The sequence below is a fragment of the Micromonospora yangpuensis genome (assembly GCF_900091615.1).
Lineage (GTDB): Bacteria > Actinomycetota > Actinomycetes > Mycobacteriales > Micromonosporaceae > Micromonospora > Micromonospora yangpuensis.
The window spans coordinates 5222252-5246117 of sequence record NZ_FMIA01000002.1 but is presented as its reverse complement, the minus strand read 5'-3'; the positions used below and the strand labels follow the sequence as shown (position 1 = coordinate 5246117).

The 23866-nt window shown below is 73.2% G+C and carries 26 protein-coding genes and 1 pseudogene; 13 read left to right on the top strand and 14 right to left on the bottom strand.

The features are described from left to right. Nucleotides 1-3: 3 nt before the first annotated feature. A complete protein-coding gene (locus GA0070617_RS23700) occupies nt 4-279 on the bottom strand; it encodes a hypothetical protein (RefSeq protein WP_091442809.1) in 276 nt (91 codons plus the stop codon). After that, nucleotides 276-857 carry a nucleotidyltransferase family protein gene (locus GA0070617_RS23695; RefSeq protein ID WP_091442807.1) on the bottom strand — a complete coding sequence of 194 codons (582 nt, stop codon included), beginning with the start codon at nt 855-857 and terminating at the stop codon, nt 276-278. The genes GA0070617_RS23700 and GA0070617_RS23695 overlap by 4 nt, the downstream gene beginning before the upstream one ends. Before the next feature lie 158 nt (nt 858-1015). Between GA0070617_RS23695 and GA0070617_RS23690 the strand changes: the two are divergent. Then, nucleotides 1016-1642 (top strand): annotated as a pseudogene (locus GA0070617_RS23690) (dTMP kinase); the annotation flags it as partial. Between the two features lie 455 nt (nt 1643-2097). Here the strand turns inward: GA0070617_RS23690 and GA0070617_RS23685 are convergent. Continuing rightward, nucleotides 2098-2898 (bottom strand): SDR family NAD(P)-dependent oxidoreductase, encoded by an 801-nt coding sequence (locus GA0070617_RS23685; protein ID WP_229688515.1) that lies wholly within the window; start codon nt 2896-2898, stop codon nt 2098-2100. 557 nt (nt 2899-3455) lie between these two features. Here GA0070617_RS23685 and GA0070617_RS23680 point away from each other — a divergent pair. Continuing rightward, complete coding sequence (locus GA0070617_RS23680; RefSeq protein WP_175440813.1) at nt 3456-4445, top strand: sigma-70 family RNA polymerase sigma factor; 990 nt, start codon at nt 3456-3458, stop codon at nt 4443-4445. A 90-nt stretch (nt 4446-4535) separates the two neighbouring features. Here GA0070617_RS23680 and GA0070617_RS23675 read toward each other — a convergent pair whose 3' ends face one another. From GA0070617_RS23675 to GA0070617_RS23665, 3 genes are all read right to left on the bottom strand, one after another. Beyond that, on the bottom strand, nt 4536-5510 hold the full coding sequence (locus GA0070617_RS23675; RefSeq protein WP_091442800.1) for a C40 family peptidase: 975 nt from the start codon (nt 5508-5510) through the stop codon (nt 4536-4538). Between the two features lie 215 nt (nt 5511-5725). Next, a complete protein-coding gene (locus GA0070617_RS23670; protein WP_091442797.1) occupies nt 5726-6052 on the bottom strand; it encodes a DUF3817 domain-containing protein in 327 nt (108 codons plus the stop codon). Nucleotides 6053-6078: 26 nt separating this feature from the next. Further along, nucleotides 6079-6525, bottom strand: coding sequence for a hypothetical protein (locus GA0070617_RS23665; RefSeq protein WP_091447179.1), 447 nt, complete (start codon nt 6523-6525; stop codon nt 6079-6081). Nucleotides 6526-6666: 141 nt separating this feature from the next. Here GA0070617_RS23665 and GA0070617_RS23660 point away from each other — a divergent pair, with 141 nt between their 5' ends. From GA0070617_RS23660 to GA0070617_RS23650, 3 genes are read left to right on the top strand one after another with little or no spacing between them, the layout of a single operon-like run. Continuing rightward, nucleotides 6667-6978, top strand: a complete 312-nt coding sequence (locus tag GA0070617_RS23660; RefSeq protein ID WP_091442794.1) for a DUF6158 family protein — start codon at nt 6667-6669, stop codon at nt 6976-6978. Continuing rightward, nucleotides 6978-7316: an SRPBCC family protein gene (locus tag GA0070617_RS23655; RefSeq protein WP_091442790.1), complete on the top strand. Its 339-nt coding sequence runs from the start codon at nt 6978-6980 to the stop codon at nt 7314-7316. The genes GA0070617_RS23660 and GA0070617_RS23655 overlap by 1 nt, the downstream gene beginning before the upstream one ends. Before the next feature lie 59 nt (nt 7317-7375). After that, nucleotides 7376-7918 (top strand): DUF1360 domain-containing protein, encoded by a 543-nt coding sequence (locus GA0070617_RS23650; RefSeq protein WP_091442787.1) that lies wholly within the window; start codon nt 7376-7378, stop codon nt 7916-7918. Nucleotides 7919-7973: 55 nt separating this feature from the next. Here GA0070617_RS23650 and GA0070617_RS23645 read toward each other — a convergent pair whose 3' ends face one another. From GA0070617_RS23645 to GA0070617_RS23635, 3 genes are all read right to left on the bottom strand, one after another. Beyond that, complete coding sequence (locus tag GA0070617_RS23645; protein WP_091442784.1) at nt 7974-8168, bottom strand: hypothetical protein; 195 nt, start codon at nt 8166-8168, stop codon at nt 7974-7976. Nucleotides 8169-8205: 37 nt separating this feature from the next. Next, nucleotides 8206-8466: a hypothetical protein gene (locus tag GA0070617_RS23640; protein ID WP_373868391.1), complete on the bottom strand. Its 261-nt coding sequence runs from the start codon at nt 8464-8466 to the stop codon at nt 8206-8208. 396 nt (nt 8467-8862) lie between these two features. After that, the gene (locus tag GA0070617_RS23635) at nt 8863-9948 is read right to left on the bottom strand and encodes a 3-deoxy-7-phosphoheptulonate synthase (protein WP_091442780.1); all 1086 of its coding nucleotides are present in this window, start codon (nt 9946-9948) and stop codon (nt 8863-8865) included. A 342-nt stretch (nt 9949-10290) separates the two neighbouring features. Here GA0070617_RS23635 and GA0070617_RS23630 point away from each other — a divergent pair, with 342 nt between their 5' ends. The 8 genes from GA0070617_RS23630 (at nt 10291) to GA0070617_RS23590 (ending at nt 18708) form a co-directional block, all read left to right on the top strand. Then, the gene (locus GA0070617_RS23630; RefSeq protein WP_091442776.1) at nt 10291-10506 is read left to right on the top strand and encodes a hypothetical protein; all 216 of its coding nucleotides are present in this window, start codon (nt 10291-10293) and stop codon (nt 10504-10506) included. Between the two features lie 233 nt (nt 10507-10739). After that, nucleotides 10740-12032, top strand: a complete 1293-nt coding sequence (locus GA0070617_RS23620) for a M16 family metallopeptidase (RefSeq protein ID WP_091442770.1) — start codon at nt 10740-10742, stop codon at nt 12030-12032. Further along, the gene (locus tag GA0070617_RS23615) at nt 12029-13369 is read left to right on the top strand and encodes a M16 family metallopeptidase (RefSeq protein ID WP_091442767.1); all 1341 of its coding nucleotides are present in this window, start codon (nt 12029-12031) and stop codon (nt 13367-13369) included. Before GA0070617_RS23620 ends, GA0070617_RS23615 begins: the two co-directional genes overlap by 4 nt. A gap of 204 nt (nt 13370-13573) precedes the next feature. Next, on the top strand, nt 13574-14599 hold the full coding sequence (locus tag GA0070617_RS23610; protein WP_091442764.1) for an aspartate-semialdehyde dehydrogenase: 1026 nt from the start codon (nt 13574-13576) through the stop codon (nt 14597-14599). Nucleotides 14600-14827: 228 nt separating this feature from the next. After that, nucleotides 14828-15244 carry a CBS domain-containing protein gene (locus tag GA0070617_RS23605; RefSeq protein ID WP_091442760.1) on the top strand — a complete coding sequence of 139 codons (417 nt, stop codon included), beginning with the start codon at nt 14828-14830 and terminating at the stop codon, nt 15242-15244. Between the two features lie 210 nt (nt 15245-15454). Next, on the top strand, nt 15455-15829 hold the full coding sequence (locus GA0070617_RS23600) for an SCP2 sterol-binding domain-containing protein (RefSeq protein WP_091447173.1): 375 nt from the start codon (nt 15455-15457) through the stop codon (nt 15827-15829). Further along, nucleotides 15829-17889 carry an amylo-alpha-1,6-glucosidase gene (locus GA0070617_RS23595; protein WP_091442757.1) on the top strand — a complete coding sequence of 687 codons (2061 nt, stop codon included), beginning with the start codon at nt 15829-15831 and terminating at the stop codon, nt 17887-17889. Before GA0070617_RS23600 ends, GA0070617_RS23595 begins: the two co-directional genes overlap by 1 nt. Nucleotides 17890-17958: 69 nt before the next feature. Beyond that, nucleotides 17959-18708, top strand: coding sequence for a lysophospholipid acyltransferase family protein (locus GA0070617_RS23590; RefSeq protein WP_091442754.1), 750 nt, complete (start codon nt 17959-17961; stop codon nt 18706-18708). Nucleotides 18709-18846: 138 nt separating this feature from the next. On the opposite strand, the gene GA0070617_RS23585 is transcribed toward GA0070617_RS23590, so the two are convergent. The 5 genes from GA0070617_RS23585 to GA0070617_RS23565 form a co-directional block, all read right to left on the bottom strand. Beyond that, on the bottom strand, nt 18847-19590 hold the full coding sequence (locus GA0070617_RS23585) for a hypothetical protein (RefSeq protein WP_229688514.1): 744 nt from the start codon (nt 19588-19590) through the stop codon (nt 18847-18849). A 76-nt stretch (nt 19591-19666) separates the two neighbouring features. Beyond that, nucleotides 19667-20383, bottom strand: coding sequence for a response regulator transcription factor (locus tag GA0070617_RS23580; RefSeq protein WP_091442750.1), 717 nt, complete (start codon nt 20381-20383; stop codon nt 19667-19669). Further along, nucleotides 20353-21516, bottom strand: coding sequence for a hypothetical protein (locus GA0070617_RS23575; protein WP_373868390.1), 1164 nt, complete (start codon nt 21514-21516; stop codon nt 20353-20355). The genes GA0070617_RS23580 and GA0070617_RS23575 overlap by 31 nt, the downstream gene beginning before the upstream one ends. 25 nt (nt 21517-21541) lie before the next feature. Further along, the gene (locus tag GA0070617_RS23570) at nt 21542-22762 is read right to left on the bottom strand and encodes a sensor histidine kinase (protein WP_091442743.1); all 1221 of its coding nucleotides are present in this window, start codon (nt 22760-22762) and stop codon (nt 21542-21544) included. Nucleotides 22763-22900: 138 nt separating this feature from the next. After that, the gene (locus GA0070617_RS23565) at nt 22901-23794 is read right to left on the bottom strand and encodes a septum formation family protein (protein ID WP_091442739.1); all 894 of its coding nucleotides are present in this window, start codon (nt 23792-23794) and stop codon (nt 22901-22903) included. Nucleotides 23795-23866: the final 72 nt, after the last annotated feature.

Here is a 23866-nt window from a genome sequence, read left to right as displayed (position 1 = left end):
CCCTCACGGCAACTGTTCGACTTCGGAGGGCGCCTGCGCGCGGATCACCCCGATGTCGCTGCTGATCGGCACGTCCGGGAAGCGCTCGGTGACCCGGCGCAGGATCTCGTCCCGGCGGTGCGCGCTCTCCACCTCGCCGTACAGGATCAGGCCGCGTTCCCGGCGTACCACGGTGATGCCCTGCTCGGCGACGGCCGGATCCTCGGCGAGCAGCCGGTGGATCTCCGCCTCGACGTACTCGTCAGGTGGTCCGGCGCCGATGTCGCGGTGCTCGGTCACGGTGTCCCCTTCCCTCCCGGTGCGCCCACGGGCACCACGTCCAGCCGGTCGAGCAGCACCAGGAACGCCTCCGCGTACGGCGAGTGCTGCGTCTCCTTCCGTACCCGTTCCCAGTCGATCTGCTCCCGCAACGACCGGGCCAGCGGCAGGCCGCGGGCGAAGTCGCAGTAGTGCTGGGAGAAGCTGAGCAGCTTGTGCACCATCAACTGGGTGGCCGACAGCACCGGCATGTTGATCGCGTCGACCGGCCGGACGACCGTGTCGGCGAAGGTCTCCTCGGTCACCGGGGTCTCGATCGGCCGGTGGATCAGGTCCACCATCCGGTCGTCGTCGAAGACCTTGACCAGCCAGTCCTCCGGCGGCCGCTCGGCGGTGAAACCGGCCGCGACCAGCTCCTCCAGGGCGCGGTCACTGTCCTGGGCCCGGATCAGGAAGTCCACGTCGTGGTCGCCGGAGTGCCCGCCGTGGGCGTACACGGCGAAGCTGCCGCCGAGTGCGAACGGGATCTCGGACTGTTTGAGCACGGCGGCGACCTTCTTGAGGGTGTGTACCAGTGTCTCGTCCCCGCGCTCCGCCATCTATGTCTCCCATCGATCGACCCGAGGGCGGGTCCTTGGATTCACCGTTGCGTACCCGGCGTTCCGGTCGCCCACACCTGCCTTGGGCGCGTTCGGTGACGGTATGCCACAAAGGCGGCAAATCTCCCAGGGAGCGAGCGTCGGTTAACCTGTGGAGGGTGTCCAGATCACGGCGGGCGCGGCGCGGCACAGCCCGGTTGCGCGCCGTCGCCCTGATCGGCATCGACGGATCGGGCAAGACCACCCAGGCCCACCAACTGGCCACGGCGCTCACCGCCGCCGGCCGTCCCGCCACCTACCACCGCAACGCGGGCGGTCGACGATGGCTCGGCCGGGTGGCACAGCGGCTCGGCCGGCCGGACGCCCAACGGCTGATCGGCCGCAGCGGCCTGCTCGCGGTCGAGTCGGTCCTGCGCTGGCTGGCCATCGCGACCGCGCTGCTGAGCTGCCTGGTCACCGGCCGGACGGCGGTGATGGACCGCTACGCGGCCTGCCAGTACGTCAGCACCCGGGTGCACGGTGGACAGCGCTGGGAGCGGCTGGCCCGGATCTCCTACCGGGTGTTCCCGCCCCCGACGGTGACCTTCCTGCTCGCCCTCGACCCGGACGAGGCATACCGCCGGATCGAGCGTCGGGGCACCGACCACGAGAGCATGGCCTACCTGTCCGCCGTCGACCTCGCCTACCGCACGCTGCCGGAGTACCCGGCGTTCGTGGTCGTGGACGCCGGCCGCCCGACGGACGAGGTGGCCCGCCAGATCCAGGCCCATCTCGCCGGCTGGCTGCCCGGCCCGGCGGTCGTGCCCGGCCCGGCGGCTGTATCCGATCCGCCGGCTGTGCCCGGCCCGGCGGCCGTGCCCGATCCGCCGGCTGTGCCCGGCCCGGCGGCTGTGCCCGGCCCGGTTGCCGTGGCCGATCCCGGGCGGCCCACCCGAACGGGACAGCGCACGGTGCCGGAACCGGCCGAACCGGTCCCCTCGGAGGGGGCCGTCCGGGCCGAGCGGACCCTGCCGGTGCCGACGGTGCCGGAGGCGATCGTGGGGGAGCCGATCGGGCCGGAGGTGGTCATCCCGGAGATGGTGCTACCGGAACCGGCCCGCGCCCAACCGCCGGGCCGGAAGGCTCACGCCGACCCGGTCGGTCGTAAGGCTCACGCCGACCCGGTCGGTCGTAAGGCCCACGCCGACCCGGTCGGCCATAAGGCCCACGTCGACCCGGTCGGTCGGGCGGAGCCGGTGACTCAGGCCCGGCCGTAGACCGGCACGCTCGCGCCGCTGGTCGGGGCGGACTCGGCACCGGCCAGGAACCGGATCACCGGGGCGATCTCGGCCGGGCTGACCCACCTGCTGTGGTCGGCCCCGGGCATGGCGGCGCGGTTGGTGGGGGTGTCGATGACGCTGGGCAGCACGGTGTTGCAGCGCACGCCCGAACTGCGGTACTCCACGGCCACCGCGGCGGCGAACGCGAGCACGGCCGCCTTCGCGGTCACGTAGCCGGCGACGCCCGGGAACGGGGCCAGGGCCGCGCGAGCCGAGACGCAGACCACCGAGCCGCCGCCGGCGGCCACCAGGTGCGGCAGGGCGGCCCGGGTGACCAGGTACGTCGGGCGCAGGTTGAGGGTCAGCATCCGGTCGAAGTCCTCGATCGGGGTCTCGTGCACCAGCCCACCGCTGGCGTACCCTCCGACCAGGTTGACCACGGCCCGCAGCGGGGCCGCCGGGTCGGCGACGGCGGCCTCGACCGCCCGCGCCGCCCCGGCCGGATCGGTCAGGTCCGCGGTCACCCGGACCCAGGCCCGCGAGCCACGGTCCGCCCCGGCCGAGCCGTCCGCACCGCGATCGCCCTCCGCCGCGCCGTCCGCCCCACGGTCGGCCCCCGCCGCGCCGTCCGTGCCGCGATGCGCCCCGGTCCGGCCGTCGGCCGTCGAGTCGGCCCGTTCCGGTACGACCACCCGCCAACCGGCCTCGACGAAGCCGACGGTGACCGCCCGGCCCAGCCCACCACTGCCTCCGGTCACCAACACCGTGCGCTCTGCCGTCATGGGGGACACCGTAGACCGGCGACCGGACGGCGGTCGTCCTGGCTGACCGCCGGTGCCGTCCGGGCACGGGCCGCGTCCGGTGCGCTCCTGCCGTCGCACCCGGTCGCCGTCCGGTGCGGCCGTGTCGCCGCCGGTCACCCGGTGCGACGCAGGACACGTCTCGGCCGGGACGGGCGGCTCGTCCCGGATTGTTGGACCTGCCGTGGGGTATTCATCTGGGTGCGGGATGAACCGCGCGGCGTGCCGGGCCGTACTCCGAAGTGACCAGGATCGCAGACGGGTGGTGACCCGGATCGCTGTGCCCCGGGGCGCGCAATGGTGCGATGCCCAGGAGCGGACGTCGATCCGCCGACCTGCCTACCCCGCATCCGGTGCCCACGGAGAGTCACCTGACGGGGGTGCTGACAGCAAACATGGACCGCGCTCACAGGTGATATTCAGGCGTTCGTGACAGCTTCGAATCACGACAAGGAATCCCCGACACGTCCCCGCTGTTGTGTAGGTGTCAGCACGGTGGGGCACTGCAGAGGGACGGGGGAGGGCTGATGAACGTGGGGATGGCAAGGAACCGGGTAACCGGCGCTAGCGAGGGGACCGTGGGAAACGTGGACAAGAACATCGGAATGCGGACCGACGAGGTTGCCGAGGAGCGCGACCTGGTCGGAGTCTACCTTCACGAAATCTCCCGGACGCCGCTGCTGGACGCCGCCAAGGAGGTCGACCTCTCCAAGGCGATCGAGGCCGGCCTCTACGCCGAGCACCTGCTCGGGGAGGACCGTGTCCCTGACGGCGTGGACCGGGACGACCTGGAGCGGGTGGTCGCCGAGGGCGAGCGGGCCAAGGACCTCTTCATCCGGGCCAACCTGCGGCTGGTCGTCTCGATCGCCCGCCGTTACGTCCGCTCGGGCATGCCCATGCTGGACCTGATCCAGGAGGGCAACACCGGCCTGGTCCGGGCCGTCGAGAAGTTCGACTACGAGCGCGGCTACAAGTTCTCCACCTACGCGACGTGGTGGATCCGCCAGGCCATCAGCCGGGCGATCGCCCAGCAGGAGCGGACCGTGCGGCTGCCGGTGCACCTGGTGGAGGACGTCAACCGGATGCGCAACGTGGCCCGTCAGCTCACCCGTGAGCTGGGCGGCGACCCGGAGCCGGAGCAGATCGCCACCGCCCTCGGCGTCACCGTGGAGCGGGTCAACGAGTTGGTCCGGTGGTCCCAGGACACGGTGTCGCTGGACACCCCGGTGGGCGACGACGGCGACACCAACCTGGGCGATCTGGTGGCCGACAGCGACGCCCCGTCGCCGGAGGAGATCGTCCTGACCGGTCTGGAGCGGCAGCGCATCGAGGGACTGCTCAACCACCTCGACGACCGGTCGGCCGGAATCATGCGCGCCCGGTACGGCCTGGAGGACGGCCGTGAGCACTCGCTGACCGAGGTCGCCTCGCGGTTCTCGCTCTCCCGGGAGCGGATCCGTCAGCTGGAGATCCAGGCGCTCGGCCGGCTGCGTGAGCTGGCCCGGGCCGAAGGGCTCCAGGCGGCCTGACCGTCGACCCTCCCCGGACACCCCCCTACCGACCACGAAGGCCGGTGCCCCAGCGGGCACCGGCCTTCGCCGTGTTCGGCGGGTGGTGGGTCAGCGGACCCGGCCGTAGCCGTACGGGGGCATCAGGTCGACGTCGCGTTTCTCGACGTGCCGGCCGAAGGTCGGCGAGTGAATCACCTGACCGCCGCCGACGTAGAGCGCCACGTGCCCGAGACTGCGGTAGAAGACCAGGTCACCCGGGCGCAAATCGCTGCGGCTGATGTGTGACACGGCGTTCCACTGCATCTTGGTGTTGTGCGGCAGCGACTTGCCGGCCGCCCGCCACGCGGCCGAGGTCAGGCCGGAGCAATCGTACCCGTTGGGGCCGGAGGCGGCCCAGACGTACGGCTTGCCGATGGCCCCGTACGCGAAGCGGACCGCCTTGCCGGCCTGGCCGGAGACGGCCGGGGCGTCGTTGGCGGCGCTGCCCGCCTTGCGGGCCGGCTTCTCGGTGGCCCGGCCGTACGCGGCCCGACGCAGCTCGTACAGCTTCGCCAGGTCCTTCTCGATCCGCTTCTTGCCGGCGGACAACTGCTTCGCCTGGCCGGCCTGCTGCTCCAGCGTGGTGTTCAGCCGGGCCTTCTCGTCGAGCAGCCGGCGTTGGGTGGTGGTGAACCCGGCGATGCGTTCCTGCCGCTGTCGGGTCAGCGTGTCGAGCGTGCCGAGCCGCTCCGCCAACGAGCTGGAGCCACCCGAGCTGAGCAGAGCGTCGACGGCCTGCAGACCCCCGGACTTGTACGCGGTGACCGCGATCTCGCCGACGTCGGCGCGGCTCTGCTCGGTCTGTTGCTCCAGCGGACCGATCCGCTCCTGCAGCTTCACCACGCGTGCCTTGTTGGCCTTGATCTTCTCGTTGAGTTCGTTGTACGACTCGACCACCCGGGCCAGCTCAGTCGAGGACTTGTCGATCTGTTGCGTCAACTGGGCCGGCGTCGGCTCGGCCGAGGCCGGCACGGCGGGGACGACCAGGGCGGCGGCCAGGCCGACGACCAGCAGTGGGCGTACCAGATCCCTCAGGGACGACAAGAGCGGCGGGCTCCTCTCCCAGCGGCCGACCCGGCGTGGAACTCCGGAGCGGCACCGGGCCGGGGCCGTCCTGGTGGACGGCGGTGGACCGGTCCGGCTAGATCAACGTAACGCGGGGACGGAGTGAAGGGCAGCGGTTGCCGAGGTCAGTGTGGTTAATGTGGCCAAACGGACCACACTTTCATCACTTTGAGTGACGGAACCGTCGTCCTGGGTCAGCTCGCGACGGTCTCCGGGGTCCGCTCCGGCCGGACCGCCACCCACCGGCTGACCCGGCGCTCGGCCCAGAACGAGACGAACGGCACCGTGCCGGCGAGCATCACCGCGAGCATCCGCTTCAACGGCCAGTCGGCCCGCCGGGACAGGTCGAAGGCGGCCACCAGGTACCCCATGTAGAGGAAGCCGTGCGCCGGGCCGATGGTCTCCACCACGACCGGATCGTCGAAGCCGTACTTCAGTGGCATCCCGATCACGACCAGCAGGATCAGCACCACGCCCACGATCCAGGCGATGACGCGGTACCGGATAAGGGCTGCGCCCACCTTGCGTCCGTCCTTCCGAACCGGCCTCAGCCGGGGTAGTCACCGGGCCGGGCGCCCGGATTGGCGTTCAACCATGACAGGTAGTGGTTGTAGGCGGCCAGCTCGGCGTCCTCGCCCCCGTCGGCCGGCACCGGCACCCGCGCGGCCCGTACCGGTCGGCGTACCGCCGGTCGTTGGTCGCCGGTCACCGAGGGTGAGTCGCCGGTGGTCGGGGCGACCGGTGCGGTCCCGGCGGTCTGCCCGGCGTCGGCGTCGGTCTGCGGCGGGCCGCGCAGCGTGAGCCGGGCCTCGCGCCACCAGACGAAGACCACGAAGCCGGCGAAGATCGGCCACTCGAAGGCGTAGGCCCAGCTCAAGGTGTTGCCGGCGGCGGCCCGGCTGATCTGCCACCAGCCCAGCGCGAGGAAGGCCGCGACCAGCACGACCATGGCCACGTGGCGAAAGATCCACGCCGGTGTCCAGAGCCGTTTCATGGCATCGAGGGTACCGGGAGCGCCGGTCGTCTCCGACGCGGCGTCGTAGTCGCCGCGCCGGACGCGCTCCACCGGGTTTGGTGACCGCGCGGGTGGGCATCCGTCTAGACGCCAGCCCAAACGAGACCAATGGGGGCGACCATGAGCGAGGCGGTACGGCAGGACGACATTCCGGCGGGCTCCGCAGGGGAGGCGAGCCCCGAGCAGCGGGTGCCGGAGTGGGACGGCGACCACGTCGGCGACGAGACGGTAGGCGTGGATCCCACCGAGCTGCCCGACGAGGATCTGCTCCGCGAGATCCACAGCCTGCACCGCACCCGGCTGGACACGCTGCGGCACGCCGCCGACTCCGCGCTCGCCAACCACCTGCGCCGCACGGCCGAGCTGGAGACGGAGTACCTGGCCCGGCACCCCGGCCGGGAAGTGGATCCGAGCCGCCTGCGGGAGCTGTGATGACCGAGCACGCCGAACGGGGGATGTCCGCCCCACCCGAGGTGGTCTTCAGCACCGCCACCGACCCGGACCGGGTCGCCGGGTGGTTGCCCGAGCAACTGCGGACCGACGGTGACCAGCGTCCGGAGGTCGACGCCGACCGGTTGAGCGCCCGCTGGGGCAGCGCCTCCGCCCCCGGCTGGTCGGCCGAGATCCAGGTCGAGCCGGCAGCCGCCGGTGGCGCCCGGGTCCGGCTGGATCTGGCGGGCGACCCGGGCGACCAGGTCTCGGACGGACTGGCCGATCGCACCCTGGAGAACCTGGCCCGGACGGTGGCCGACAACCTGACCGCCGGCTGAGCCACCGCCGACCATCAGAAGCCTGACCCGGTACGACCGAGAACGAGGAGAGCCAGCCGGTGACCGACCACGGCCTCAAGCAGAAGGTGGCGCAGCTGCGCCAGGCGTACGCACCACACGAGCACCGGCCCCTCGGTGGTTACCTCGCGGCGATGGGCACCTACGCCGGGGTGACCGGGGTGCTCGCCGGACTGGTCCGGGTGACCGGCCGGCCGGTACCGCAGCGCCCGTCGACCGCCGACGTGGTGCTGCTCTCCATCGCCACCCACAAGCTGAGCCGGCTGCTCTCCAAGGACGCGGTGACCAGCCCACTGCGGGCCCCCTTCACCAGCTACGAGCGGCCGATCGGCAGCGGTGAGGTGATGGAGCAGGTACGCGACTCCGGCAGCCCCACCCGGCACGCCATCGGTGAGCTGCTCAGTTGCCCGTTCTGCCTGGCCGTCTGGGTGGCCACCGGGCTTACCGGCGGTTTGGTGCTCGCGCCCCGACTGACCCGCCTGGTCGCCACCGCGCTGACCGCGGTCGCCGCCTCCGACTTCCTGCAGATGGGGTACGCCATCGCCCAGCAGGCAGCCGAGGGCGGCCAGCGCGACGAGGACTGACCCTGGCCCGACGACGGGGGCAGCCGGTGTGGCTGCCCCCGTCGCACGTCTGACCTCAGCGTTGCATGCCCGACCAGCCGCGGGGCGACTCCGGTTCCCGCTCGCCGGCGTCCTGCCCGGTGATCACGTCGCGGTCGACGGCGGTCCGGTCGTGCTCGTTGGCGAAGTCGGGGTCCTGCTGCGGTTCGCTGTCCTCCGGCGGCTGGCCGAGGGGCGGCAGATGCTGCTGCCGGCGGTCGGGTTCGGTCATCGGGTGTCCTCTCGGTCGACCCCGGTCGGCCCGGTGGTCAGCCCGCCGACCCGCCGAGCAGGTCGGCGACCTCGTCCATCGCGTACTCACCCTGGGGGATCGCGGAGATCCGGGTCAGCAGCTCCGCCGGCAACTCGGCGGTCACCGCCCGCCGGTGGATCTCCGACTGGCTGATCCGTTCCTGCCCCCGGTATATGTCGTCGAGCAGGTCGTCCAACCGCTGGCGGTCCGCCGGCCCGACCGTGGTCGGCACGTCGTCGGCCAGCAGGGCCTCGTCGGTCACCGGCACGTCGACCATGGGCAGGCCGTCGACCGCGGGCGCCCGCTCGACCGTCGGGGTACGTTCCACCGCGGCTGCCCGGTTGGTCGCGGGCGCACCGCTGCTGGTGGTGGGTGCCTCGTCCGTCACGCAGGTCAGCTACCCGGCGGGGGGCCGCCGAAACGTCGCCCCGGGCCGCCGACGTCGCGGGCGGATCGGGTGACGTGGACCACAGCACAACCCGGAACACCGGCCGGGGAAGCCTGGTTGACTGAGGTGTCGGTGTGTCAAGTGTCCCCGGGCCTCACCCAAATTGCCTTCGCGGAATACCGTTCGGCTGGAGCCGCGTCGTGCCACTCGCCGAGAGGCGACCTGCACACCGACACCAGTGCCGCCCCCGGCCCACCAGCCGGGGGCGGCACTGTCTCTGCCGCCTCAGGCCGGGGTGGGCAGGGTGGCCCGGCGGGCCCGGGTGGCGGTCGCCAACTCGGTGAGCACCTGGGCGGTGGTGTCCCAGCCGATGCAGGCGTCGGTCACCGAGCGGCCGTACTCCAGCTCCCGGGTCGGGTCCAGATCCTGCCGGCCGGGCTGCAGGAAGCTCTCCAGCATGATGCCGGTGATGCCGCGCTGACCGGCGGCGAGCTGGGCGGCCACGTCCGCGGCCACCAGGGGCTGCCGGCGGTGGTCCTTGCCGCTGTTGTCGTGGCTGGCGTCGATGACCACGCGCTCGGGCAGCCCGGCCGCCCGGAGCAGGTCCAGCGCGCCGGCCACCGACTCGGCGTCGTAGTTCGGCCGGCCACCGCCGCCGCGCAGCACCAGGTGTCCGTCGGCGTTGCCCCGGGTGTGCATGATCGCCGGAGTGCCGGAGACGTCGATGCCCGGGAAGACGTGGGGTACGCCGGCCGCCCGGATCGCGTCGACCGCGGTGCCGATGCTGCCGTCCGGCCGGTTCTTCATCCCGATCGGCATGGACAGACCGGAGGCGAGCTGCCGGTGCACCTGGCTCTCCACGGTCCGGGCCCCGATCGCGCCCCACCCCACCGTGTCGGCGATGTACTGCGGGGTGATCGGGTCGAGGAACTCGCAGCCCACCGGCAGGCCGAGGCGCAGCACGTCGAGCAGCAGGGCACGGGCGGTGCGCAGTCCGGTGTTGACGTCCCCCGAACCGTCCAGCGCCGGATCGTTGATCAGACCCTTCCAGCCGACCGTCGAACGCGGCTTCTCGAAGTAGACGCGCATCACCACGAGCAGGTCGTCGGCGAGCTGGTCGGCCAGCCCGCGCAGCCTGCCGGCGTAGTCCAACGCCGCGGCCGGATCGTGCACCGAGCACGGGCCGACCACCACCAGGAGCCGGTCGTCGGTACGGTCCAGCACCTCGCCGACCGCGCGCCGGCCAGCCAGCACCGCCGAGGCCAGGGTGGCGTCCAGGGGCAGATGGTGGTGCAGCAGCGCGGGCGTGGTCAGCGGCACGACACGGTCGATCCGCTGGTCGATGACCCGATCGGTGTCCGGGGTCGTCACGGTGGGTTCCTTCCGCCGACCGTGCCCAGGGCCGGCGCCCGGGACGAGCCGGCTGCTCGTACGCGAAAGGGCGGGAACTCGTCCCGCCCGGCCGGCTCGAAAAGTGGTGACGTCAGATCAGGGTGAAGTCACCGGCTTCGAAGCCGGCTGCCTAAACCATCGATACGACCGCGTCACGCCGACCACCCTACCCGACGTCCCGGGATTCGCCAGCTGCCCACCACATGCTGGGCAGCGTGCCGCGGGACGCCGTCGGCGACGCTGTCGGCGGCCGTTGCCGTCGTCGCACGCAGCGCTCACCGGTGGGCGTGACGGGCGCGGGGGCGGGGTAGGAGAGCGGGCATGAGCGAACAGACCCAGGATCAGGACCGGGTGCGGTCCCGCGCGCACCTGCTGCCGGAGGAGGCCGCGGCCGGCAGCGACGACCCGCAGGCCCAGGCCGACGCCGTCCTCGCCGACTCGGACCGCCGCGAGTTCGATCCGAACGGCGCGCCCGACACCGTGCTGGAACGGCGTACCTCCGACGAGACCGTGGTGGCGGTCGAGCCTCCCGACTGAGCACCCGGCCGCCGGTGTCGTCGGGGCCGGCCCCGACCCGGCTGGTCGCGGTCGGACCGCCGGGCGGGGCTGGCCCGCGACGCGCCGGGACGCCGGACACGGCCGGCGCGCAACGCGCCGGGGTCGCCGGACGGCCGGCGCGCAACGCGCCGGGGTCGCCGGACGGACCGGCGCGCAACGCGCCGGTGGCGGCGCGGACCCCGGCGGCGGCGGTGATCGGATAGCGTCGGGCCATGCCCGACAGCGGTTACCCCTGGCCGATCGAGACGACCCGACTGGACAACGGCCTGCGCGTGGTGGTGAGCGAGGACCGCACCGCGCCGGCCGTCGCCGTGAACCTCTGGTACGACGTGGGTTCCCGCCACGAACCGGAGGGGCAGAGCGGCTTCGCCCACCTCTTCGAGCACCTTATGTTCGAGGGCTCGGTGAACGTGGCGAAGACCGAGCACATGAAGCTGATCCAGGGCGCGGGCGGCTCGCTGAACGCCACCACCAACCCGGACCGGACCAACTACTTCGAGACGGTGCCGGCCGAGCATCTGGAGCTGGCGCTCTGGCTGGAGGCCGACCGGATGGGCGGCCTGGTGCCCGCGCTGACCCAGGAGACCCTGGACAACCAGCGTGACGTGGTGAAGAACGAGCGGCGGCAGCGCTACGAGAACGTGCCCTACGGCGACGCCTGGCTGCGGCTGCTGCCGCTGCTGTACCCGCCGGGGCATCCGTACCACCACTCGACGATCGGCTCGATGGCCGACCTGAACGCCGCCGACCTGGCCACCTTCCAGGAGTTCCACAAGCGGTACTACGCGCCGAACAACGCGGTGCTGACCGTCGTCGGCGACGCCCCGGCGACGGAGGTCTTCGCCCTGGCCGAGAAGTACTTCGGCGCGTTGCCCGCCCGGGCGGACATCCCGCCCGCCCCGGACGGCCGGGTGGTCGCGGCGACCGGGGTGCCGGTGCGTGAGACCGTCACCGCCGACGTGCCCGCCCCCCGGGTGTACGTCGCCCACCGCACGTACCCGTTCGGCAGCGCCGGCTACGACGTGCTGACCGTGCTGGCGGCGGTCCTCGGCAGCGGCCGGGGCAGCCGGCTGTACCAGCGCCTGGCCGACGGCGAGCGGATCGCCCAGCCCGACCTGGTCGGGGCGTACGGGGTGGATCTGGCGCACGCCCCGGCACCGCTGATCGCCACCGCCACCGCCCGCCCCGGGGTGAGCGCCGACCAGCTGGAGGCCGGGCTGGCCGAGGTGGTCGACGAGTTGGCCACGGTGCCGGTGACCGCCGCCGAGCTGGATCGCGCCAAGGCGTTGCTGAGCACCATGTGGTGGCGGCAGATGTCCACCGTGGACGGCCGGGCCGACACCCTCGGCCGGTACGCCACCCAGTTCGGCGACCCGGCCACGGCTGCCGAGCGACTGCCCGGCTGGCTCGCGGTGACCGCCGAGCAGATCGCCGAGGCGGCCACCGAGGTGCTCGGCGCCGGTGACCGGGCCACCCTGATCTACCTGCCCGAGGAGACCTCATGACGCTGATCGCCGCCCGTCCCGGCCCGGGAGCCGCCCGGCCGTACCGGTTCCCGCCGGTCGTGCGCCGTACCGTCGCCGGTGGCCAGGTCGTCGCCGCGCACCTGCCCGGTCAGAACCTCGCCGTCGCGCTGCTCCTGCTGGACGCCGGTGCCGGCCGGGAACGGATCGGCAAGGAGGGCGTCGGCGCGGTGCTTGCCAAGGCGCTGGAGGAGGGCACCGCGCAGCGGGACGCGACCGCGTACGCGCTGGCGGTGGAGGGCCTCGGCACCGAGCTGGTGACCGGGCTGGACTGGGACTCGTTCCAGGTGAGCGTCCAGGTGCCGGTGGACCGGCTGAGCGCCGCCGTGGAGCTGCTCGCCGAGGCGGTCCGGACGCCCAGGCTGGACCCGGCCGACGTACGGCGGGTCCGCGACGACGAGGTGACCTCCCTGCGGATGGACTGGGCCAACCCCGGTCCTCGGGCCGACGCGGTGCTGCGGGCCGACCTGTACGGCGCGGACAACCGTTGGGGCCGCCCGATGTACGGCGACCCCGAGTCGGTGGCCGGGCTGGACGTCGACGACGTCACCGTCTTCCACTCCGAGTGGTTCCTCCGGCCCGGCACCCTGATCGTCGCCGGTGACCTGGACCGCGTCGACCTGGACGCGCTGGCCGCCGCGGCGTTCGCCGGCACCGGCGGCGGCCCGGCCGAGCGCGGTGGGCCGATCGAGGTGCCCGCACGCTCCGGCCGTCGGCTGATCCTGGTCGACCGGCCCGGCTCGGTGCAGTCCACGCTGCGGCTCGGCCACCCGTCACCGCACCGGGCGCACCCCGACCACGTGCCGATGACCCTGGCCGGCACGGTGCTCGGCGGGGCGTTCACCTCCCGACTGAACCACCTGATCCGCGAGGTGCGCGGCTACACGTACGGCATCCGGGGCGACTTCGCCTCGTCGCGGCGCTTCGGCCGGTTCGGCGTCAGCTCCGGGGTGCAGACCGCGGTCACCGCGCCGGCCCTGGTGGAGACGGTCGGCGAGATCACCCGTACCCAGGCCGAAGGGGTGACCGAGGACGAGCTGGCGGTGGCGCGGTCCTGGCGGGCCGGGCAGCTCTCGGTCGAGCTGCAGAGCCCGCGGGCGATCGCGTCGGCGTTGACCACCCTGGTGGTGCACGACCTGCCGGACGACTACCACGCGCGGCTGCGGGCGGATCTGCTCGCCGCCGACGTCGAGCAGGTCTCGGCGGCGGCCGCCGCGCACCTGCGCCCCGAGGCGCTCACCCTGGTCGTCGAGGGCGACGCCGCCGTCATCCGCGACGAGTTGGACGCCGCCGGCCTCGGACCGCTCACCGACGCCTGAGCGCGGTTGTCGCCCGCGCGGGGGGACGCCCGAACTCACCTGTCCCCCCGCGCGGGGGACGCCCGAGCACGGTTGTCGCCCGCGCGGGGTGGCCGGCCGGCGGGCCGGTCACCCCGCCTGGTGACGTAGCTCGCAGGTCGCGACGGGTCCGGGCGGTGGGAAAGGGTTCCCCGTCCAGCGGCTGGGCTGGGTAGCCTCGCGGGCATGAGGATCGGCATTGTGGGTGCCACCGGCCAGGTCGGTGGCGTCATGCGGCAGGTGTTGGCGGAGCGTGGGTTCCCGGCGGAGCAGGTGCGGTTGTTCGCCTCCGCCCGGTCGGCGGGGCGGAGCCTGCCGTGGCGGGACGGCGAGGTGACCGTCGAGGACGCGGCCACCGCCGACTACCGGGGGCTGGACATCGTGCTCTTCAGCGCCGGCAAGGGTACGGCGAAGGAGCTGGCCCCCCGGGTCGCCGAGGCCGGCGCGGTGGTCATCGACAACTCCTCGGCCTTCCGGATGGACCCGGACGTGCCGCTGGTCGTCGCGGAGGTCAACCCGCACGCCGCCGCCGTACGCCCCAGGGGCATCATCGCCAACCCGAACTGCACGACCATGGCGGCGATGCCCGTGCTGCGCCCGTTGCACGCCGAGGCCGGGCTGGTCAGCCTGGTCGTCTCGACGTACCAGGCGGTCTCCGGTGCCGGCCTGGCCGGCGTGGCCGAGCTGGACGAGCAGGTCCGCAAGGTCGCCGAGCACGCCACCGCGCTGGCCTTCGACGGCGCGTCGGTGGAGTTCCCCGCGCCCCGCTCGTTCGCCCGCCCGATCGCGTTCAACGTCCTGCCGTTGGCCGGTTCGATCGTCGACGACGGTTCGGCCGAGACCGACGAGGAGCAGAAGCTGCGCAACGAGAGCCGCCGGATCCTGGAGATCCCGGAGCTGAAGGTCTCCGGCACCTGCGTGCGGGTGCCGGTCTTCACCGGTCACTCCCTGCAGATCAACGCCCGGTTCGCCCGGCCGCTGAGCCCGCAGCGCGCCGCCGAGCTGCTCGACGGGGCGCCGGGGGTGGCGCTCTCCGAGGTGCCGACCCCGTTGCAGGCCGCCGGTCAGGACCCGACCTACGTGGGGCGGATCCGGGCCGACGAGACCGTCGAGCACGGGCTCGCCCTGTTCTGCTCCAACGACAACCTGCGCAAGGGCGCCGCCCTCAACGCCGTCCAGCTCGCCGAACTGGTCGCCGCCGAGCTCCGCTGACCCCCACCCCCTCCCGTGCGGGGGCCCTTGCGGGCCCTCCCGGTAGCCCCGATCGTGGATGTAGTGGTGTTCAGCCCGATCGGGGCCACTATTTCCCCGATGCTGCGCGACCTCCGGGTCCGTTCGCGGGCAGCGGGCAGCGGCAGCGGGCAGCGGCGCGGGAGTGGGCGTGTTACCTCGACCGGGGCTCGGGTAGACGGGGGGTTGCCGAACCGAGAGGGGAACCCGATGACGACGGTCGGAGAGTTCATGACGACCCGGTTGGTGACCATGGACGGCAACGACACGCTCGTGGCGGCCGCCCGCGAGATGCGCGACAGCGCCATCGGCGACGTGGTGGTGACCAACGGCGACGACGTGGTCGGCATCATCACGGACCGGGACATCGCGGTCAGAGGGGTCGCCGAGGAGCTGGACAGCTCCAGCACCCCGTTGAGTCGGATCGTCAGCCGGGACGTGATCACGGTCAGCCCGAACGACGACGCGGTCTTGGCCGCCGACCTGATGCGTACCTACGCGGTACGCCGACTGCCGGTAGTCGACCACGGCCGCCTGGTCGGCCTGGTGTCCATGGGTGACCTGGCGGTCGAGCGTGAACCGCAGTCGGTGCTGGCCGACATCAGCGCCGACGAGCCCAACAACTGAGCCGTCCACCCGCGCCCGGCCCCCGTCCACACCGACGGGGGCCGGGCGTCGGCGTGGGGGGCGGGGTGCCGGCAGGCGGGCCTGTCCCGACACGGTCCGCCGGCTGCTGCGTCGGATCAGCCCGTCGGAACCTCACCCGATCCGGGTGAGGTTGACCGGCCGCCGGCCGGGGATCCCCACGGGCAGACACCTGGGGAGGTGGCGGAACCGATGGTGGACTCGACCACGAGGTTCTTCGAGACGCTGGACCGGCGGGGCTTCGAGCCGCTGCTGGCGAAGGCCTCCGGAACCCTGCGTTTCGACCTGCACGAGGACGCCCACACCACGCACTGGCTGCTCCAGATCGACCACGGGCGGGTCCACGTGAGCCGGGACGACCGGGCGGCGGACACCGTGGTGTGGACCAGCCCGGCGCTCTTCGAGGACCTCGCCGCGGGGCGGGAGGACGGCCTCGCGGCGCTGCTGCGCGGCGACATGACGGTCACCGGTGACGCCCGCCTGGTGGTGCAGATCGAACGACTCTTTCCCGGCCCGCCGCAGGCGCACGGGCCACGGCGGCTCCACGACGGCAGGGAGACGGGCTGATGGCGCAGGGCAACACGATCCGGATCCTGGACGGCAACACCTTCGTGGTCTCCGAGGACACCGGCGACATCGAGGCCACCCCCTCCGAGCCCACCGGGTTGTTCTCCATCGACACCCGGTTCCTGTCCCGGTGGGTGCTGACGATCAACGGGGAACGACTCAACGCGCTCTCCTACGACGACCTGCAGTACTACGAGGCCCGCTTCTTCCTGGTGCCGGGTCTGGCCACGCACTACGTCGACGCCAAGCTGTCGATCATCCGGGAGCGGGTGGTCGGCGGCAGCTTCCGGGAGACCCTGGCCATCCTCAACCACGACGAGCGGCCGGTGGACCTGCACGTCCGGATGGACGCCGGCGCCGACTTCGCCGACCTGTTCCAGGTCAAGGACGAGATCCTGAACAAGAAGGGCGAGCACTACACCGAGGTCGAGCCGGAGCTGCTGCGGCTGGGCTACCGGCGGGGCAACTTCCGGCGGGAGACGGTGATCTCGTCGTCCGGGCCGGCCCGCTTCGACCGGCAGGGTTTCACCTACACCATCCACCTGGAGCCGAACGAGGAGTGGCACACCGAGATCGACGTGCAGACCTTCGCCGTCGGTCCGGGCGGGCGGGACCTGCGGATGGGGGTGCAGGCGCACGGCCACGAGCGGCTCGCCCTCCAGCACGACCTGGAGCAGTGGATCGCCAACGCGCCGAAGGTGAACAGCGAGTGCGAGCACCTCGGGCGGACGTACCAGCGCAGCCTGGTCGACCTGGCCGCGCTGCGCTTCTCACCGCTCTCGCTGCCCGGCCAGACGGTACCGGCGGCCGGGTTGCCCTGGTTCATGACCCTGTTCGGCCGGGACAGCCTGCTTACCTGCCTGCAGGTGCTGCCGTTCGCCCCCGAGATGTCGCGGACCACGCTGCGGATCCTGGCCGCCGTGCAGGGCACCCGGTTCGACGACTTCCGGGAGGAGGATCCGGGTCGGATCCTGCACGAGATGCGCTACGGCGAGACCGCCGCCTTCGAGGAGCAGCCGCACTCGCCGTACTACGGGTCGGTGGACGCCACCCCGCTGTTCGTGGTGCTGCTCGACGAGTACGAGCGGTGGAGCGGGGACACCGCCCTGGTGATGGAGCTGGAACGGGAGTGCCGGGCCGCGCTGAAGTGGATCGACGACTACGCCGACCTGGTCGGCAACGGCTACATCTGGTACGAGCGGCGCAACACCGACACCGGCCTGGAGAACCAGTGCTGGAAGGACTCCTGGGACTCCATCTCGTTCCGCGACGGCAGCCTGCCGCCGTTCCCCCGGGCCACCTGCGAGGTGCAGGGGTACGCCTACGACGCGAAGGTACGCGCGGCCCGGCTGGCCCGGGAGTTCTGGGGCGACCCGGCGTACGCCGACGAGTTGGAGCGGCAGGCCGCGGCGTTGAAGGAGCGGTTCAACCGGGACTGGTGGGTGGCCGACGGGGAGTACTACGCGCTCGCCCTCGACCCGACCGGCCGGCAGGCCGACGTGCTCAGCTCCAACATCGGCCATCTGCTGTGGAGTGGCATCGTCGAGGAGTCCCGGGCCGCCCGGATCGCCGAGCACCTGGTCGGCCCCCGGCTCTTCTCCGGCTGGGGGGTGCGGACGCTGGCCGAGGGCGAGGTCCGGTACAACCCGATCGGCTACCACAACGGCACGATCTGGCCGTTCGACAACTCCTTCATCGCCTGGGGGCTGCGCAACTACGGCTTCGCCGAGGAGGCGGCCACCATCGCCGACGGGATCCTTGCCGCCGCCAGCTACTTCGACGGCCGGCTGCCGGAGGCCTTCGGCGGCTACCGCCGGGAGCTGACCAAGTTCCCGGTGGAGTACCCGACGGCGTGCAGCCCGCAGGCCTGGTCGACGGGTACCCCGATGTTGCTGCTGCGGACCATGCTCGGCATCGAGCCGCACGAGGGTCACCTGGCGGTCGAGCCGCGCCTGCCGGTCGGCATGGGGCGGATCGAGGTGCTGGACATTCCGGGCCGGTGGGGCCGGGTGGACGCCTTCGCCCGGGGCCGGTTGGAACTGCACCGCCTCGCCGACTGAGCCCGCGACCTACCGGGTCGGCGGTCGCCGACTGAGCCGGGCTCCGGCCGGCCAGGGTAATCTCCCCGCATGCCGGAACTCGTGTACCCGCCCATCGTTGCCGCCGCCAAGACCATGTTCCGCGTCCTGGACCTGCGGCTGACCGTGGAGGGCAGCGAACACGTGCCGAGCACCGGCGGCGCGGTGTTGGCCAGCAACCACGTCAGCTACCTCGACTTCATCTTCTGCGGCCTGGGCGCGCAGCAGTCGGGGCGGCTGGTCCGGTTCATGGCCAAGAGCGAGGTGTTCGACCACAAGGTGTCCGGTCCGCTGATGCGCGGCATGAAGCACATCCCGGTGGACCGGCAGGCCGGTGCCAGTTCCTTCCGGGCGGCGGTCGAGGCGCTGCGCGGGGGCGAGGTGGTCGGGGTCTTCCCGGAGGCCACGATCAGCCGTTCCTTCACCGTCAAGGAACTCAAGAGCGGTACGGTCCGGATGGCGCGGTCGGCCAAGGTGCCGGTGCTGCCGGTGGCGCTCTGGGGCACCCAGCGGCTCTGGACGAAGGGCCGTCCCCGCAACCTGACCCGCCGGCACACCCCGATCACCATCCTGGTCGGCGAGCCGATGGACCCGACCGCGCACCGGGACGCCAACGCCATGGCCGAGGAGCTGCGGAGCCGGTTGAGCGCGCTTGTCGACCGGGCCCAGCGGGAGTACCCGGAGACCCCGTCCGGCCCCGAGGAGAGCTGGTGGCAGCCGGCGCACCTGGGCGGCACCGCGCCCACCCCGGAGGAGGCCGCCGCCCTGGACGCCCGCCCCGACCGCAGCACCACCGCCTGACCCGCTTCGACCCGACCGCCTGTTCCCCGGCCGGCCGCCTCGGGTCCGCCCGGTCGTGCCCGCCGGGTCCGCCCGGTCCGCCCGGTCGTGCCCGCCGGGTCCGCCCGGTCGTGCCCGCCGGGTCGCCCGGCCCGTCGGTCAGCAGGCCGAGCCGGGGCGGCGGGGCTGCGCGGCCGGGGCCGGCCGGGTGGACTGGCGCAGTCGCCCCGGCATGGGACGGGTACCCCGGCGGTAGTAGTCGTCGCGGGAGAGGAACTCGACAGGCAACGAACCGGGCAGCGCGACCCGGGAACCGGCCAGCACCGGAGCGGGGCCGTTCTGGCGGGCCAGCGCGTCCCGCTCCGGCGGGGAGAGCTCGACCAGCTCCGGGCGGGTCAGCCGGAAACCGGCCACCGCCCGGCGGATCTGCCGGGCCAGTTCGGTCAGCAGCGGAGCCGGCCCGGCCAGGGTCAGCGTGGGCTGCCGGATCGTCCGGAGCGCGTCACAGACGATCAGCAGCTCACCGTCGCGGGTCTCCTCGTCGGAGCGGAGCTCCAAGCGGGACGGCCACTGCCAGCGGACCTGTCCACTCACCAGCCGGGGCCGCTGCACGCGACGCTGGTGCCCGGTGCCGGTACCGACCAGGGTCAGCGTCGAGTCGGTGCAGACGTGCACCACCCGCCGGTCGGTGACGGTCACTGTGGCGGCCACCGGTAGCGACCACTGCCGCCGTCCCTCGCAGGGATCGAGCAGGTCACCGGCGACCGACAGCCGGTACCGGCCGAGGAACCGTTCCCCCAGCTCCGGCACCAGCTCGTACCGCCGGTCCAGCAGCAGACCGTCGTCGTCGGAGACGTCGAACCTATGCGGACCGATGAAGAACGGGTACGCGTCCTCGCGCATGGTGTCGACCTCCGCGCAGAAAAGGGGACTCTGCGATGGAGCCTTGCGCAGCGGCGGCCCGGTGTCATGACGCCCGTTAGGGGGTCGGCCGGTCGTACGCCGCGTACGACCGGTAGTTACCGATCTCCTCCGGCCGGACGAGGCCGTCCTCGATCGCACGGGCGAGCAGGGCGGACTTGGTGGCGGCCGGCCGTCCCGCCCGGGTGTACTTGATCCGGGCCCGGTCGACGTACTGCTTCACGGTGTGCTCGCTGATCTGCATCCGCCGGGCCACCGACGCCTTCGACATCGACTGGAACCACAGCAGCAGCGCCTCACGTTCCTTGTCGGACAGGGCCGGTCGGTCCGGTCGCGGGTCACCCACCAGCGCGCCGGCCAGCGTCGGTGACACGTACGGGCGGTCGCTGGCGGCGGCGAGCACGGTCGCCACGCAGTGTTCCCGGCCCTCGTGCTTGGCCAGGAACGCGACCGCCCCGGCGTCGATGACGGCGAGCATGGTCTCCGGGTCGGAGTGTTCGGAGTAGACCACCACCCGGCGCCCCCGCACGCTCAGCTCGGCCAGTTTGTCGATCATCATCCGACCGTGCAGCCGCAGGTCGAGCAGGATGACGTCGGCCGTCGGGGCGGCCCGCAGCACCTCGTCCGGATCGTCACCGGTGGCCAGTACGGTCAGCCGCGGCTCGCTGGCCAGCCAGGCCCGGACCCCGTCGATCACCACCGGGTGGTCGTCCACGATCGCCACCCCCACCGGGCTCGGGTCGGTCATCGCCGGCGCCACCGGGTCTGTGTCCATCTGATCGTCCCGTCCCGCTCGTCGAGGAGTACCACCTGGTCGTCGTCCGGACCCTCGGCCGGTGGGCCGGTGCTGTCCGGGGTGAGATGGTCCGGGGTGACCAGCCCGATGGCCACCTCGTCCGGCCCGCTGACCACGGTCAACCGGGCCCAGCCCCGGGCGTCGACCAGGGCCGTGGTGAGCGGCTCGGCCAGCCGGCGGCGGATCCGTACCGGCAGCGGCGGCGGCACCCCGACGGTGACCAGGTCGATCGCCAGCCCCCGCCGTTCGGCCAGGTCGGCGGCGGCCCGTAACTCGTGCAGCAACGGGTCGGGCACGTCGTCGGACTCGGCGATCAGCCGCCGCAGCCGGGCCGCCGCCAGCGCGCAGCGGCGCTGCACCTCCGGGTCACCCGGATCGGCCCGGCCCTCGGCCAACTCACCGAGCACCCGCTCGGCGGTGCCGCTGACCAGCCCGAGCCGGTCCCGCCGGGACTGCCGGGCCTGCTCCGCGGCGTCCCGCTGCGCGGTGGCGGCGAGGGCGAGGGCGGCGGCGTCGGCCCGGCTGCGGGCCAACGCGGAGATCGCCGTACTGCCGACGAAGATGGCCACCGGCAGCGACACCTGGCCGTAGCAGTACATCGCGTAGCGGGCCAGGTCGGCCGGGGCGGTGGCACCGTGCCCGAGCAGCGCGGTGAGGGCGACGACCGCGTGGCCGCAGAGCAGCGCGCCCAGCAGGGTGACCCGACGCCCCCAGCAGACCAGCACCAGGAACCAACCGAGCGTGCTCCACACCCAGTTCGCCGGGGTGAACAACTGCTCCGGCCCGGCGGCGGCGAAGACCGCCACGTCGACCGCGAACAACACCGCCACCAGCCGTCGTACCGGCAGCCGGCCACCGGTCAGCAGCCGGGCCGCGGCGAAGCCGCCGACCCCGGCCACGACCAGCCAGCCGGCCCCCACCACCAGCGGCACCGTCAGTCTCGGCCAGGCGGCCAGCACGGCGGGCAACCCGATCGCCACGTGCCAGGTCGCCGCGATGGTCACCGCCACCACACGGCCACCGCGCTCCGAGGCCTGCGCCACCGGCAACCCGGCGTCGACCCGGGCCCGGTCGGCGGTGAACGGCCCCGCCCCGGACGCCCGGGGGCGCACGCCGAGGGCGAGCAGGGTGCGCGGTTCAGCCGTCACCGGGCCACTCCAGCCGAATCCGGGTACCCGCACCAGGGGCGCTGGTCACCTCGACGGAGCCGCCGACGGCAGTGGTCCGGCCACGTACCGACTCGCGTAGCCCGTACCGGTGGGGTGGGACCGTCGCCGGGTCGAAACCGGGACCGTCGTCGCCGATCTCGACCACGACGGCACCGGCGACCCGGGTCAGCCGCAGCGTCGCCCGCGCGCCCGGGGCGTGCCGGGCCACGTTCGCCAGCGCGGCCTGGCTGCTGGCGGCGAGCGCCTCGGCGACCGCCGACGGCACCCGGCAGGGCGCCAACGTGGCGGTCACCGACAACTCGGGCAGCCGGGCCAGGACCGCGCGCAGCCGGTCGTCCAACGCCACCCACTCCGCGTCGGTCCGGGCCGCGGGCCGGTCCCCGGCCGACCTGACCTCGTCGGACGGGGTCCGCGCGTCGGCGAGGGCGGTGAGCGTAGCCAGGTCGGCCGCGCACCGCTCGCGCAGCGCCGACGAGCCCTCCCGGACCGCGCCCAGCCCGACCATGGTGAGGGTGGCGAGCACGGTGTCGTGCAGGTCGCGGTTCTGGCGGCGCTCCACCTCCCGGGCGGTGCGGGCCATCAGCGCGTCCCGGGTCAGCCACTGGTAGTCGGTGAAGGCCCGGTCCGCCCGCCCGATCCGGCCCCGCATCACCGCGGTCACCGTGGCCGCGCAGCCGGTCTGCACCAGCAGCGTGACCGCGTGCATCCGGGCCTCACCACCCTGGCCGGCCCAGGACGCCCCGGCGGCGTAGGCGGCGGCGACCAGCAGACCGGCCGGTACCGACCAGCGGGCCGGCCGGGTGGCCTGGGCGACGATGACCGTGGTGCTGGACAGGATCGCGACCCAACTGCCCTCACCGGGCAGCACCTCGGGGGCCACCAGCACCGGGATCGCCAGGCAGGCGGCGATGGTGAGCAGGACGTCGCCGGTGGCCAGCCAGCCCCCGACGCCCCGGCGCAACGCCCGCGCGGCGTACCAGAAGGACCAGCCGGTCAGCACGACGACGGCGGCGACGAGCAGCGGCGTACGCACCGGCGGGGTACGCACCGACAACGCCACCGCCGCGCCGGCCAGCCCGCAGGTCAGCCGGAGCAGCGCGGGCAGGGTGGTGAAGATCAGGCTGAACGCGCCGCCGGCCGGGCTCTCCAGCGCGGTCGGCGAAACGGTGGGCGCGGGCACGGCCGACATCGGGAGACGTCCTTCTGTGGCAGCGACCCGATCCGGGTCCACATGGTCGATCGACGTCGGAGAATAGCACGTTGCGTGGCGATTCGTCACCCTCGGTGTCCGGTTCGCCGCGCCGTGCCGCGTGCGTCCCGACCGGGCTCAGCCGACCGGCAGCGCCGTCGCCCCGCCGTCCCGGATCGAGCTGGTCACCGAGCGCCCGCCGGACCAGAAGAAGCACCGTACCCCCCGGTCGCCGCGCGCCCAGGCCGCCTCCGACGGCAACCGGTACGCCGTACCGGTGCGGTAGCGCAGGTCGCCGTCGACCGGCACCCGGGCGTACCTGGCGACCACCGGACGGCACCGGGCGTGCACGTCGTCCTCGTCCCGGGCCACCGGACGGGACGACCCCTCCGGCGCGGTCCAGGTGCCGGCGTACTCGAAGCGGTGCGGCGCGTCGCAGGGGGAGTGCCGTAGCCGCTGCTGCTCGTCCTCCTCGAAGCAGGTGAGCCGCACCGGGGAACCGCCACCGAGCGCCCCGCGCAGGCTGCCGGTGTGCGGCACCGCCGTGTCGTTGTCGCCGTTGAGCCCGCCGACGGAGTCGAGCACGAACAGGTCGCAGCGGTACCACCGGCTGCCACCCTGCCACCCCGTCGGGGAGGCCGGCGCCACCTGCACCGACAGCCGGGCCGCCCGCCAGTCCCCGCCGACGAACTCCCGGGCCCGCTGGTCACACTCGGCGAACGCCGGACGCAGCGCCGCCGAACCCACCCGGGGCGGGGCCGACCGTCGGGCCACCGCGCCGGTGAGGGTGCCGACGTGGACGGTCTCCATCAGGTGAGTCGTCCGGCAGTCCACCGGCTGGTAGTTCGTCAGGTGCCCGGTCGGCTCGGCCGACTCGTGGCACACCCCGGCGCGCGGGGTGAACTGGCGCGCCTCGGCGACCGGCTGCCAGTCGTCGGTCAGGTCCCCGTCGGTGTCGCCGGAGGCGCCGCAGCCGGTCAGCGCGGCCAGCACCAACGCGGCCGAGAAGGCGGCCGACAACCAATGTCGCATCTGGACTCCCCGTGAAGACGGGGCGCAGCATACGACATCGACCGCGCTCCGGCCCCCGCCGGCACCGACCGC